The 12,137-nt window shown below is 69.3% G+C and carries 12 protein-coding genes and 1 pseudogene; 9 read left to right on the forward strand and 4 right to left on the reverse strand.

Going from position 1 to position 12,137, the window contains the following annotated elements; translation table 11 throughout:
- Positions 1 to 240: 240 nt before the first annotated feature.
- A complete protein-coding gene (locus tag AB0C46_RS02225) occupies positions 241 to 1,347 on the forward strand; it encodes an AI-2E family transporter (protein ID WP_362824996.1) in 1,107 nt (368 codons plus the stop codon).
- A gap of 223 nt (positions 1,348 to 1,570) precedes the next feature.
- Here AB0C46_RS02225 and AB0C46_RS02230 read toward each other — a convergent pair whose 3' ends face one another.
- Positions 1,571 to 2,155 carry an AAA family ATPase gene (locus tag AB0C46_RS02230; protein ID WP_362824999.1) on the reverse strand — a complete coding sequence of 195 codons (585 nt, stop codon included), beginning with the start codon at positions 2,153 to 2,155 and terminating at the stop codon, positions 1,571 to 1,573.
- A 590-nt stretch (positions 2,156 to 2,745) separates the two neighbouring features.
- Between AB0C46_RS02230 and AB0C46_RS02235 the strand changes: the two genes are divergently transcribed.
- On the forward strand, positions 2,746 to 3,570 hold the full coding sequence (locus AB0C46_RS02235) for an LLM class F420-dependent oxidoreductase (RefSeq protein ID WP_362825001.1): 825 nt from the start codon (positions 2,746 to 2,748) through the stop codon (positions 3,568 to 3,570).
- 16 nt (positions 3,571 to 3,586) lie between these two features.
- Entirely contained in the window at positions 3,587 to 4,018 is a 432-nt protein-coding gene (locus AB0C46_RS02240; RefSeq protein ID WP_362825002.1) for a TIGR03668 family PPOX class F420-dependent oxidoreductase, read from the forward strand.
- A 166-nt stretch (positions 4,019 to 4,184) separates the two neighbouring features.
- On the opposite strand, the gene AB0C46_RS02245 is transcribed toward AB0C46_RS02240, so the two are convergent.
- Positions 4,185 to 4,682 (reverse strand): peptidylprolyl isomerase, encoded by a 498-nt coding sequence (locus AB0C46_RS02245; protein ID WP_362825170.1) that lies wholly within the window; start codon positions 4,680 to 4,682, stop codon positions 4,185 to 4,187.
- Positions 4,683 to 5,618: 936 nt separating this feature from the next.
- Between AB0C46_RS02245 and AB0C46_RS02250 the strand changes: the two genes are divergently transcribed.
- From AB0C46_RS02250 to AB0C46_RS02270, 5 genes and pseudogenes are all read left to right on the forward strand, one after another.
- Complete coding sequence (locus AB0C46_RS02250) at positions 5,619 to 7,106, forward strand: PLP-dependent aminotransferase family protein (RefSeq protein ID WP_362825003.1); 1,488 nt, start codon at positions 5,619 to 5,621, stop codon at positions 7,104 to 7,106.
- A gap of 338 nt (positions 7,107 to 7,444) precedes the next feature.
- A complete protein-coding gene (locus AB0C46_RS02255; protein WP_362825005.1) occupies positions 7,445 to 7,993 on the forward strand; it encodes an EF-Tu/IF-2/RF-3 family GTPase in 549 nt (182 codons plus the stop codon).
- A 215-nt stretch (positions 7,994 to 8,208) separates the two neighbouring features.
- Positions 8,209 to 8,802, forward strand: a pseudogene (locus tag AB0C46_RS02260) (DUF2268 domain-containing putative Zn-dependent protease); the annotation flags it as partial.
- A gap of 211 nt (positions 8,803 to 9,013) precedes the next feature.
- Positions 9,014 to 9,499: a hypothetical protein gene (locus tag AB0C46_RS02265; protein ID WP_362825006.1), complete on the forward strand. Its 486-nt coding sequence runs from the start codon at positions 9,014 to 9,016 to the stop codon at positions 9,497 to 9,499.
- Between the two features lie 47 nt (positions 9,500 to 9,546).
- Positions 9,547 to 9,987 (forward strand): hypothetical protein, encoded by a 441-nt coding sequence (locus AB0C46_RS02270; protein ID WP_362825007.1) that lies wholly within the window; start codon positions 9,547 to 9,549, stop codon positions 9,985 to 9,987.
- Positions 9,988 to 10,050: 63 nt separating this feature from the next.
- Here AB0C46_RS02270 and AB0C46_RS02275 read toward each other — a convergent pair whose 3' ends face one another.
- Both AB0C46_RS02275 and AB0C46_RS02280 read right to left on the reverse strand, forming a co-directional pair.
- Positions 10,051 to 10,950 carry an SDR family NAD(P)-dependent oxidoreductase gene (locus AB0C46_RS02275; protein WP_362825008.1) on the reverse strand — a complete coding sequence of 300 codons (900 nt, stop codon included), beginning with the start codon at positions 10,948 to 10,950 and terminating at the stop codon, positions 10,051 to 10,053.
- 29 nt (positions 10,951 to 10,979) lie between these two features.
- The gene (locus tag AB0C46_RS02280) at positions 10,980 to 11,393 is read right to left on the reverse strand and encodes a PPOX class F420-dependent oxidoreductase (RefSeq protein WP_362825010.1); all 414 of its coding nucleotides are present in this window, start codon (positions 11,391 to 11,393) and stop codon (positions 10,980 to 10,982) included.
- A 148-nt stretch (positions 11,394 to 11,541) separates the two neighbouring features.
- Between AB0C46_RS02280 and AB0C46_RS02285 the strand changes: the two genes are divergently transcribed.
- Positions 11,542 to 12,081 (forward strand): helix-turn-helix domain-containing protein, encoded by a 540-nt coding sequence (locus AB0C46_RS02285; protein WP_362825011.1) that lies wholly within the window; start codon positions 11,542 to 11,544, stop codon positions 12,079 to 12,081.
- The last annotated feature ends 56 nt before the right edge of the window (positions 12,082 to 12,137 follow it).

The following is a 12,137-nucleotide window of genomic DNA, read 5'->3' on the forward strand; positions in this document are numbered from 1 at the left end:
GACACGTTCGAAGAGCGCTCCGCGGTGATACCACCTCTGGGTATGCGCCGAGGGCGGGCACCAGCCTCGCGCGCGGCAGTCGTCCCCCTTCCGGCGCTGGCCACGGGAGGGGCGGGAGGCGGTGGCGGCCAAGTGCGGAACCGATCCGGCGGGGAGCGCGAGCGTTCTCCCGACGCCCACGGGACCGGGCCCCGGCGGCCCAGGGGCACTGCGCGGCGTACAGCCCGAAGGGTGCGGGCCATGGGGGTGCGCCGGGCGAGGGGACGTGCGCCGGACCGCGGCCCGGGGGAGGGCGCCGAGGTCTCTCCGACGCTGCGGGTGGCGGCGGGGTACGCATGGCGCCTGATCATCGTGGGGGCGGCCGCCTACGCGATCTTCGCGGCGCTGGGCCGCTTCCATCTGGTGACGCTGGCGGTCTTCCTGGCCTTGGTGCTGACGGCCCTCCTGGAGCCGGCGGTCAGTCTGCTGAACCGCTGGATGCCACGGTCGGCGGCGGTCACGGTCGGCCTGCTGGTCGGCATCCTGCTCCTCTTCACCGTCCTGAGCCTGATCGGAGCGACCGTCGCCGGTGAGTGGGACGGACTGCGCCGGGAGTTCGTCGGCGGCGTGGCGAGAATCGAGCGGTGGTTCGAAGGGCCGCCGGTCCATCTGCGTCCGGGGACGCTCTCCGATGTGCAGGCCCGGCTGTCGCGGTTCGTGACGAGCCATCGCGCCACACTGATCAGCACCGCGCTCAGCGGCGTCGGCCAGGTCGTGGCCGTCCTGACGGTGGGGGTGCTGGCGCTGTTCTGCTCGATCTTCTTTCTGCATTCGGGCGACCGGATGTGGAAATGGTTCGGCGGCCAGCTGCCGGTACGCGGGCGTCGTCCCGTGCATGCCGCCGGGTGCGCCGCATGGATCACCTTCACCGGCTACACCCGCGGCATCGTGGTGGTGGCCGCCATCAACGCCGTTCTCGTGGGAGCGGGACTTTTCGCCCTGGGGATTCCCCTCGCCCTTCCGCTGGCCGTGCTGGAATTCTTCGCCGCATTCATCCCGCTGGTGGGCTCGCCCGTGGCGCTGGCCGTGGCCGCCGTGGTGGCGCTGGCCGCGAAGGGGCCGCTGGTGGCCGTCGTCGTCGTGCTGATGATCGTGGTCATCGGACAGATTGAAGGCCATCTGCTGCACCCCCTCGTGATGAGCAAGGCGGTCCGGCTGCATCCGGTGGTGGTGGCCCTCACGGTCATCTGCGGCAGCGTCACCGCGGGCGTACTCGGAGCGGTCGTCGCCGTCCCGATGGTCTCGGTGGCCTGGTCCGTCTACGGCGTACTGCGTGTGCCACCCTCCAAGGCTTCCCTGGGCAGCTGAACGCGCCCTGATCGGCCGTGAGGCGAGCCGCTGCGACCTGCCGTCACACGGCACTCGACGGCCGGACGGACGGGACAGTGCCCCGGGCCGGGCGGGTTCCTCACACACGGGACAGTGCCCCGGGCCGGGCCGGTTCCCCACGCACGGGACAGTGCCCCATGCCGGGCCGGTTCCCCGCCGCCACCGGCGGGCGCGGGAACCGGCCCGGGAGCCGCAACACCCGTCAGGCGACAGCGCCCTCGGTCCAGGCCCGGCCGAGGATCTCGTCGACCGTCTCGTCCACCGTCTGCTTCGAGGTGTCCAGCCACAGCCCGATGTCCCGGGGCGTGTCGGCCCGCATCAGCTTGTCCAGGTCCCGCACGGTCCAGTCGGGCCCGTACGCCGTCTTGGGGCGGGACACCTCGCGCGCCTCGACCGCCGCCGGGTCGGGGAGCAGCACGACGACCGCGAGCGGCCTGGTCCTGATGAACCCGGTCATCTCCGCGAGGTACTCGCCGATGAGGATGTCCTGCGCGATGACGGTGAAGCCGGCCCGCGCATACTCGTCGGCGCAGTGCGCCGTCAGCCGGTAGCGCAGTTTGAGCTGGGCGACGGCGTGCTTCTCCGCGTCGGGCGTCATATTGATCTGGCCCCGGACGATGTTGCGTCGGAAGGTGTCACCGCGCAGGTGGACGGAGCGGGGCAAGCGCTCGGCGAGCGCCTGGGCCACCGTGGACTTGCCGGCTGCCTGGATTCCGGTAATCACCACGACGCCGCCGTCGTTCCACGGCCCCTGCGGTGTCACTCGTCCGGGAGCGTTTGCGGTCATAGTGCGGACTCTGCCTTTCTGCTGTGGGGCGGGGTGGGGTGGGGTGGGGTGGGGTGGTCCGGTGCGGAACCGGCCGTGCCACCTCAAGCGCGCTCCAGGACCAGCAGGTCCATGGACGCCGGACGGGCCGTCGAACTGCTCCAGGCCGAGCTGTGGGTGGATGAAGTGCGTCCCTCAGGAACGCCTGAAGGCGAAAGCGGTATGTCCTTCCCGCACTCGCTCAGCGACCATATCGCCCACCAAGTACGCCGTCGCACAGCATTTGTCGCCAGAATCCTGTGCGTGATTTCTCCGGCCGCAGCCCGGGCGCCGACGCTCCGCCCGCCCGGCTCCGCCCGCCCGGCTCCGCCCGCCCGGCTCCGTCCGCCCGGCCTCGCACGCCCCCGCCTCGTACGGCCTGCCGGTGATCGCCCGGTCGGCCGCACGGATTGTTGTTGCGGGGCTGCTGCGGGTACCTGGTCCTGGGGCTGGTCCTCCGGATCAGTCCGGGTCCACGAGCGCGGGCTCACGAACCGGCGAACAGACGACCCCGCAAACCAGACGACCCGAGAACCAGACGACCCGAGAACCCGGAATCCGAGGGAGCCGCTGTGAAGTTCGGTGTGTCGACCTTCATCACCGACCAGGGCATCGCGCCCGCCGCGCTCGGGCGCGCCGTCGAGGAGCGAGGGCTTGACTCCCTGCTCATCGCCGAGCACACCCACATCCCGGTGGACCGCCGCTCGCCCTACCCGGGCGGCGGCGAGCTTCCGGAGATCTACTACCGCACCCTCGACCCCTTCGTCGCGCTCAGCGCGGCGGCCGCGGTGACCGAGCGGATCCTGCTGGGCACCGGAATCGCCCTGGTGGCCCAGCGGGACCCGATCATCACGGCCAAGGAGGTGTCCTCCCTGGACCTCGTCTCCGGCGGGCGGGCCGTCTTCGGGGTCGGTGTCGGCTGGAACCGGGAGGAGATGGAGAACCACGGCACCGACCCACGCACCCGGGGCCGTCTCGTGGACGAGCGGCTGCGGGCGATGCGCGAGCTGTGGACGCGGGAAAAGGCCGAGTTCCACGGGGAGTTCGTCGACTTCGACCCGGTGTACTCCTGGCCGAAGCCGGTCCGGCGTCCGCACCCGCCGATCTACGTGGGCGGTGGCGAGGCGGCCTTCGACCGGGTGGCCGCCCTGGGCGACGCCTGGCTCGCCAACAGCCTGCCGCCCCAGGAGCTGGGGCCGAAGATCGACCGGCTGCGCAGCATCGCGGGCCGCACTGTACCGGTGACCGTCTACGCGGTGGCGAACGAGCCCGAGATCATCGAGCAGTACACACAGCTCGACGTGGAGCGTCTGCTGTTCTACCTCCCGACGTTGCCGGAGCCCGAGTCCCTGTCGTACCTGGACCGGCTCTCCGGCGCCGCGGAGCGCTTCCGGTGAGCGGTCGGGTGCCGCCGTGCCGAGGATGACCGGCGACCGGGCCCGGGAGTGCTTCACCCGGGCCCGGATCGCCCGCCTCGCGACCGTCGACGACGCCGGCCGCCCGCACCTGGTTCCCGCGGTTTTCGCCCTGACCGGTGACACCGTGGTCTTCGCCGTGGACCACAAACCGAAGCGTTCGGCCCACCTCAAGCGGCTGGCCAACATCCTCGCCCACCCGGAGGTCTGCCTCCTCGTCGACGGCTACGACGAGGACTGGGACCGCCTGTGGTGGGCGCGCGCGGACGGCACGGCCGCCGTGCTGCCACCGGCCGAGCGGTCGGCAGCGGCCGCGCGATACGTCAACCTGCTGACGCGCAAGTACCGGCAGCAGTACGCCGACCGCCCCCCGCAAGGCCCCGTGGTGGAGATCACGGTCGCTCGCTGGTCCGGCTGGCACGCCACCTGACTCCCCCCGACCAGGAGCTCCATGGCGTCGTGATCGGCCCGGCGCAGCGGTCCGGGTGCCGCCGGAACGGCCGCACAGCGCGACCGTGTGAGGGGCGGCCGCACAGTGCGGCCGCCCCTCACGAACCCCGCGTCCATAAGAAACGACGTTTCAGTGCACGGTCACGTCAGTGCTCGATCACACCGGACTTCGCGATGACGATGGCGGCCTTGGTGGCGCCGGTGTGCGAACCGAGGGATTCGATCTTCCTGACGAGCTCCATGCCTTCGACGACCTCGCCGAAGACGACATGCTTGTTGTCGAGCCAGTCGGTGACGATGGTGGTGATGAAGAACTGCGAGCCGTTGGTGTTCGGCCCGGCGTTGGCCATGGAGAGCTGACCGGGCTTGGTGTGCTTGAGCTTGAAGTTCTCGTCGGCGAACTTCTCGCCGTAGATGCTCTTGCCACCGGTCCCGTTGCCGGCGGTGAAGTCGCCTCCCTGGAGCATGAAGTCGGGGATCACGCGGTGGAAGCCGGATCCTTCGTAGCCGAATCCGTGCTGGCCGGTAGCGAGCTCGCGGAAGTTCTGCGCGGTCTTGGGAACCACGTCGTCGAAGAGGGTGAAGACGATCCGGCCGGCCGGGTCGCCGTTGATGGTGATGTCGAAGTACACGTCGTTACTCATGCCGGCAATCCTCACATCCGCCGTTGTCGGGTCGGCACGCGGCCCCGGCAATGGGGGGGAGAGGGGGTGCGTGGGTGCGCTCCGGTAGGCGAACCAGGGCAGGAAGAACTGAGTGACCGGGCCGACCGCGAGGGCGTACAGCACGGTGCCCACGCCCAAGCTCCCACCGAGCAGCCCGCCCACCGCGAGCACGGCGACCTCGAGCACGGTGCGGACCAGCCGAATGGAGCGGCCGGTCACGGCGGACGCACCGGTCATCAGCCCGTCCCGGGGCCCGGGGCCGAAGCGCGCGCCGACGTAGACGGCGACGGACAGCCCATTCAGGAGGACGCCGCCGACGAGCAGACCGGCCCGGGCAGGGAGCCCGAGATGCTGGGGGACGAGGAAGAGACCGAGATCGGACGAGTACGCCAGGACGACGATATTGGCGAGGGTGCCGAGCGTCGGCTTCTGCCTGAGAGGGATCCACAACAGCAGCACGAGCACACCCACGACGGCGCTGATCGTGCCGAAGCTCAGAGCGGTGTGGCTCTCCAGTCCCTCGTACAGGACGCTCCAGGGATTGACGCCCAACGAGGCCCTGACTATGACCGAGAGACTGAACCCGTACAGGGCGAGACCGAGGAGCAGTTGGGGAAGGCGTCGCAGCGGACGCTCACCGACACGGACATAGGTGAGGGGAGGCGGTGACGGGCTCGTACGGGACATCAGCCGCCTGGTCCCGGCGCCCCCGTCGGGCGGAGCACTCGCGAGGCGTTCCTCGCGACGGCGCTGATGCTCGCGCTCGCAGTGTTCCGTTGTGCTGTCCTGCTGCATCCCCAGTCGCCTCCACCGGTGCGCTCCGAGCGCTCTCTGTGCTGTTTGTGCCTCAAGGCCAATACGGCGAGTCTGTACAGTGATTGGTCTGGGTGACACGGCCAATCCTGGGAGAGTGGTATGGCGGACCCGAATCCGTTCCGGCCCGTGGACAGGGTGGACCGCACCCATCGGACCCTGGGGAGCCGTCAGCTCGCCGCGATGCTGCCCGACCCGTCGGGAACCCGGCCCGCCTACCGCCACCTGGCCCGGGCGATCAGCACGCTCATCCTGGACGGCCGCATCGCGTTGCACGTCAGACTCCCCGCCGAACGGGAACTGGCCGCCGCGCTCCACACCAGCAGGGCCACCATCACCGCCGTGTACGACCTGCTGCGCGAGAGCGGCCACGCCCACAGCCGCCAGGGCTCCGGTACGTGGACGGCCCTGCCGGACGGCCGGGTTCCCAGCGGCATCACCCGTCTCCTCGGACCCCAGGACACCGCGATCGACCTGGCCAGGGCCGCCCCGGGACTGCCGGAGCAGACGCTCACCGACGCTCTCGCCCAGATCGCCCCGCAACTGGCCGAGCACGCACACACTCCCGGCTACCACCCCTACGGCCTTCCGGAACTGCGCGCCGCCATCGCCGAGCGCTTCACCCGGCGGGGACTGGCCACCGTGCCCGAACAGATCCTGGTGACCTCCGGCGCCCAGCACGCGCTCACCCTCGTCCTGGGGCTGCTGTGCCGGCCCGGAGACCGGGTCATGGCCGAGAATCCGTCCTACCCGAACGCCCTGGAAGCCATGCGCCGCGGCCGGCTGCGCACGGTGTCGGTCCCGGTGACCGACACCGGCTGGGACATCGAGATCATCGAATCGACCCTGCGTCAGGTGGTGCCTCAACTGGCCTATCTGATCCCCGACTTCCACAACCCCACCGGCCTCCTCATGCCCGAGCACGAACGCGTCCGCCTCCTGCGCGCCGCGCAACGCTCCGGCACCTGGCTGGTCATCGACGAGACCCTGGCCGACCTCGCCCTCGACGTCCCCGCCCCGCCGCCCTTCGCCTCCCACCCCACACCCGGTGGAACCGGCCAGGTCATCACCGTCGGCTCGATGAGCAAGACCCACTGGGGCGGCCTGCGCATCGGCTGGCTGCGTGCCCCCGCTCGGCTCGTCACCGAACTCGCCGGCCAGCGGGTCGCCACCGACATGGGCGGCTCGGTCCTGGACCAACTGCTGGCCCTCGCCCTGCTGGCACGGGCCGGGGACCTGTTGCCGCCCCGCCTGGCACAGCTGCGCCGGCAGCGCACCGCCCTGGCCGCAGCACTCGCCGAGCACGCCCCGCAGTGGACCTGGCAACTGCCGCCCGGCGGCCTGTCGCTGTGGGTCGACCTCGGCGACCCCATCGCCTCTGCGCTGGCCGAACGGGCACTGGATTACGGGGTGCGCATCGAGGGCGGCGCCTACTTCGCCACCGACCCGGGCATCTTCGAACAGCGCCTCCGCATCCCCTACACCACGCCGCCGGACACCCTGCGCGAGGCCGTGCACCGCATGGCCACCGCCCTCGCCGACGGCCTCTCACCAACGTCCACCACCCGACAACCGCACTGGGTCGCCTGAGAGGGACCTCCCTGCCACTCGCTTTCACGGCCTCCGCAGGAGCGTCGATTCCCGGCCCTCACAGGAGCGTCACTTCCCGGCACACGCCGCCACACCACAGCTGCACCCGGTCCCGGCCCCAAGTCCCTTTCGTGCAGGAGGGATACGCCCCGGAGTACCTGCGCTCAGCACTCCGCTTCGACCGACGAAAGGCAAGCAGTAACGCCGATGGGGACCTATATTTCGATCGTGGACGCGGGGTTCAGTGACACTGACATCTCCAGCAGGCGTGCATGACCGCCCGCCCAACGACTTCCCTCCGCCGCAAGCCGTTGAATGCGGCAGAGGGGCCCTTCTTGATGTCCCTCTCCGATGTCTTCTCCTTGCATCAAGGCAGGGCGGTCATGTGGACCGGTGCCATCGAGCGCGGGACGGTGCGCAAGGGTGACGAGGTGGAAAGCGTCGGCCTGGGCGGTGGTGGGCGCGCCATCGTGACGGATATCGATGCGGTGGGAACACGCGTCGACCAGGCCACTGTGGGGATGAACGTGGGCCTGGTCATGCCCGGGGCAAGGGTGCACGCCATCAGACGAGGACACGTGCTGGCCGCGCCGGGCTCGGTGAGTGCCTACGCGCACGTCACGGCGGAAATCAAGCTGCTGCCCGAAGAAGAGGGCGGTCGGGACATCGTGTCCGGTCACCGTTTGCTCTTCCATGTGCACACCGCAGCTGTCTGGGGTGCCGTGACGCTACCGCAGGGCCTCGACACGGTCCCTCCGAACGGGAACGCCACGGTAACGGTCACACTCGACGAGCCCCTCGCCCTCGAAGAAGGCCGGCGATTCGCCTTCCGCCACCACGGTCGTGCCGCCGGCTCCGGCACCGTGACCCGGCTCGTGGCGCAGTGACCCGGCTCGTGGCACCGTGACCCGGCTCGTGGCGCAGTGACCACGCGCGGATACCAGGCCCAGCCGCGGCAGGCTCAGCGAGGGGCATGGTGGACGCTCCGCAATCGCCGCCCTATCACCACGGCTTGCCCCTCCCGTAACGGGAGGGCCTACGGTCCGAGCCATGAAGATTGTTGTTCATGACACGGCGTCCGCCATGCTCGATCTCCTGCAGCATCAAACACGCCGAGACCGTGCACGTCGTCCTGGTGCTCGGCGACCCCGACGACGACCACCTGACGGTCCGCAGCGCCGGCTACTTCGGTCTGGGCGGGTTCCCGGGTGCGATCCATCTGACGATGTGGCCCACCGACACGAGCCTGAAGAAGATCGGCCACGCCGCCGCGCACGAGCTCCACCACAACGTGCGCTACGCGAATGTGGCCTGGAACCCGATGACTGTCACGTTGGGGGAGTATGTCGTCGCCGAGGGACTGGCCGAGGCGTTCGTCCGGGAACTCGCCGGCCAGCAGGCCATGGGCCCGTGGTCGCAGGCAGTGACCGGCGCCGGACTGGACAGCGCCTACGAAAAGATCACAGCCGACATCGATGTGGCCGGGATGCAGAACCTGACCGCGTATGTGCTGGGCGACGCCACCGCCCAGCACATGGGACAACCGCCCGTGGGCCTGCCGGACTTCGCCGGGTACGCGGCTGGACTGCGCATCGTGGACGCGCACTTGGCGGCCTCCGGCCTCACCGCCGCCCAGAGCACGGCCCTGTCGGCGCGCGAGATTCTCGGCAACGCGGGCGTGCAGACCAGCGCGTGACGCCCGGCACGTGCAGACTATTGCGTGACGCCCGGCACGTGCAGACCAGCGGGTGACGCCCGCAACTTCCCACCCAGAACAACGCAGTGACCGGGCAGCCCTTGCCGATGCCACAGGTACCCGGAAGCCGCAGAGCATCGGGGGGTGCCCCTATGTCTTGGTCAAGGGAAACGGGGGTGCGTTGGGTCGGGGAGCCGGGCAGCATGGTGGGGTGGCCGATCTGCTGTGGGATGACGTGAGCTGTTTCTTCGACCCGGACTTGATGGGGTCGCTGCCAGACGTGCGTGTCCCAGATGCCTCGGTGGAGGACTGGCAGGCGGTCCTCGACCTTGCCGCGGAGAGAGGCTGGAAGCGCCAGTACTCCGAAGGTGCGGCGGTGCTTCCGGTGCCCAGGGCGGAGGCCGTGCTGTCCCGCCCGGCGGATGCCGAGTGCCCAATTGTGCGCGTCTGGCCGACCGCCGATGTGTTGGCGATCTTTCGTTTCCCTGCTGACAATGAAGTCGACTTCGACGTCGACCTGCGGGAGTTGCAGGGCCAGGAGCGACTTGATGTGTTCTGTGGCTTCCTTCGGGAGATCGGGCGACGGTTGGGCAAGCCGGTGCTGATGCATCCGGAGGGCGACGATGGCCATCCGGTCCTCGGCTTCGATGTCGAGGCTGATCGAGTCGTCCTCCTCGCTGAGCCCCGGGGCAGGTGACTGCGGCCGACGGCCTGCCTCGACGGAATCGTGGGAGGGGCAGGCAGATGGACAACGACCTGCGGCATGCAGCTGTCGTGGCACTGGGCGAGCTCGGGCGAAGCCATGACTACCGTGACCGGGCGGATGCCGGTCACGGCCTGGCCGCGTTCGCCGAGATGCAGGAGGCCCGCGGACCACTGCTGGAGCTTGTGCTCAACCCAGGTGACACCTTCGTCACCCGGCGGACCGCGGAAGCATTGCTTCAGCGGAAGGACAGGGTCGGGATGACGATAGTCGCGTCCGCACTGGCAGTCGCCAACTCGAATCACAGCGATTGGATCCACACCGCAGTCGTCGATGTATTCGGCGTCTTCTCCGACGACCGCGACAATGCGATACGCCTGTGCGAGGAGATGTCGCGGGACACCGACGACCGTGTTGCGCTGGGAGCCCGTCAGCTGCACGAGGTCCTGGCAGAGATCGAGCCCATTCTTCGTCCCATATAGGGCTGGGCACCAAGCTCCACCTGTGCGCGGACGACCGCTCCCGCCCGCTGTCGGACGCGCGTGTCAGACATCTGAGAATGGACCTGGACCACCACCCAACGGCACACCGGACCAACGAACAGATGATCCAAACGAGGCTGCCCAGCCGCCCAGCAGCCGCTCCGTGCGCCCCCGTAGTCTCCGTGCTTCCTCGACGGCGAAGCCGGGACCGCAGGGGCTCAGCGCCTCGCCCTGCACAAAGGCGCTGAGTGGCGTGGTGGGTGGGTTGTCCAGTACGTCGAGGACCGGCGCTAAGGCCTCGTCCATCGACAGGGCGGACCGGCGCATGGCTTCGATCTGCGCCATGACGTCGGGCGTGTACTGGCCGGAGAAGCTGGTGTTGACCGTTCCCGGGTTGATCAGTACATACCGCACTTTCGTACCGGGCCGGGCGTCCGCGAAGCCGGCGCCGAGCAGATCGTTGAGCCGTCCGCCCTGCGCGAGCGCCCGTTGTCCGTCGTACCCCTGTGCCAGCTGAAGGTCCTCCCAGTGAATCTCCCCTCCGCCGCCGGGTCCGGCGACATTGAGGATGACCGGCTCGTCGGCGGCTTCGAGGAGGTGGGCCAGCTCATGGCTCAGCACGAAACGGCTCAGGTAGAAGTGCGCGAAGGTATTCTCGAAACCCTCGGGCGTGACCAGGCGGCTGGTCCGGAAATGCCGGGCGCAGAGCACCAGGGCATCGATCTTCGCAAAGGACGACCGGATGCTGCCGATCACTGCTTCGGTCTCGGCCATCAGGCTCAGGTCGGCATGGGTGAAGTGTGCCCGCCCGGCCGCACCTCGCTGTCGCGCGGTGTCGAGCCATGCCGCGCCCTTCTCCGCGTTGCGCCCGACGACCACCACTTCGTGCCCCCTTTCCAGGTATGTGAGGGCGAGCGCCTTGCCGATGCCGTCCGTGCCACCCGTGATGACGTAGGTCTTCATCGCCTTCCCCTTTCGCTGTTCGTCCTGGCTCACAGGAAGCGGGCCGCGACCTTCTCGGGAGTGACGTGGACGGTGACGAGTTCCGGGAGGGTGGCGTAGGACTCCGGGTGGTGTTCGGCGTACGTCATGCCCGTGTACTTGACGGCCAGTTGGTCCATCCGTTCTTGGCTGCCCGCGCTCTGGAACCGTGCCGTGCCGCTGATCACCGCGTACCCGTACGGGGCGTCCGGCGGGTTGACCGTCACGCTGAGCCGCGGATCGCGCCGCAGATTGCGGATCTTGAGCTTGTCGACACCGGTCACGAAGAACAGGTCGTTCCCGTGCCGCCCCACCCAGACCACGGACTGATGCGGGCTGCCGTCGGGCTGAAGAGTTGCCACAGTGACGAAGACCCTGGAATCGAGGGCGTCTTTCAACTTGTCGGACAGGGGGACCGGCTTCACGTATGGCTCCTGGAATGAGGGAGGTCGCGGCGATGGCACACACCAGATGAATCAAGTGCCACAATCATGTGACAGTTAGGCGTGGAAGCGCAATAGTGCTGTGGTGTCTCTTGGCTCAACAGCCCCGGCTCTGTATGCTCCGCTCACGATGAGAGCTGATGCGGCACGCAACCTCGACGCGGTCCTGCAGACCGGAGCGCGGCTTCTGGCGCTCGACCCCGGCACGAGCATTGCGGCAATCGCGGAGGCGGCGGGCGTCGACCGGCGCACCGTCTACCGCCGCTTCACGACCCGCGAGGCGCTGATGGCCGCGGTTTACACGGCGAAGCTCGACGCCTGCGAGAAGGTTCTCGCCCAGGCCCGGCTGGAGGAAGCACCCGTGGCCGTCGCCCTGCACAGGTACGCCGAGGGCATCATCACCGTCAGCAGGCGGTGGCCGGTGGACCTGCAGCAGGTGCAGGAGGCAGCGGCAAGTGACCGCCTCCGCCGGCTCATCGAGCAGCTCGATGCCTTCATGGCCCGTGCGGTGCGTGACGGTGCCGTCCGCCCAGGGCTGCCGGATCGATGGGCCCGCTCCCTGCTCGTCCATCTCACGCACATCGCGTCGCACGAGATGCCGGAGCTGACCCCCGCCCAGGGAGCCGACATGGTGACCCAGTCCCTGTTCACCGGACTCGGCCCCACCTGACCCGGGCTGACCGGCCTTCCTCTCCCCGACGCCGGTCCAGGGCGTCCCGCCATGCC

This window comes from Streptomyces sp. NPDC048637 (assembly GCF_040650675.1).
GTDB lineage: Bacteria > Actinomycetota > Actinomycetes > Streptomycetales > Streptomycetaceae > Streptomyces.

What these genes read in the sequence shown, in the direction of transcription:
- AB0C46_RS02225 (WP_362824996.1), top strand. Translation starts at nt 241, where the DNA reads ATGGGGGTGCGCCGGGCGAGGGGACGTGCGCCGGACCGCGGCCCGGGG.
- AB0C46_RS02230 (WP_362824999.1), bottom strand. Translation starts at nt 2,155, where the DNA reads ATGACCGCAAACGCTCCCGGACGAGTGACACCGCAGGGGCCGTGGAAC.
- AB0C46_RS02245 (WP_362825170.1), bottom strand. Translation starts at nt 4,682, where the DNA reads ATGAGTAACGACGTGTACTTCGACATCACCATCAACGGCGACCCGGCC.
- AB0C46_RS02250 (WP_362825003.1), top strand. Translation starts at nt 5,619, where the DNA reads ATGGCGGACCCGAATCCGTTCCGGCCCGTGGACAGGGTGGACCGCACC.
- AB0C46_RS02255 (WP_362825005.1), top strand. Translation starts at nt 7,445, where the DNA reads ATGTCCCTCTCCGATGTCTTCTCCTTGCATCAAGGCAGGGCGGTCATG.
- AB0C46_RS02270 (WP_362825007.1), top strand. Translation starts at nt 9,547, where the DNA reads ATGGACAACGACCTGCGGCATGCAGCTGTCGTGGCACTGGGCGAGCTC.
- AB0C46_RS02275 (WP_362825008.1), bottom strand. Translation starts at nt 10,950, where the DNA reads ATGAAGACCTACGTCATCACGGGTGGCACGGACGGCATCGGCAAGGCG.
- AB0C46_RS02285 (WP_362825011.1), top strand. Translation starts at nt 11,542, where the DNA reads ATGAGAGCTGATGCGGCACGCAACCTCGACGCGGTCCTGCAGACCGGA.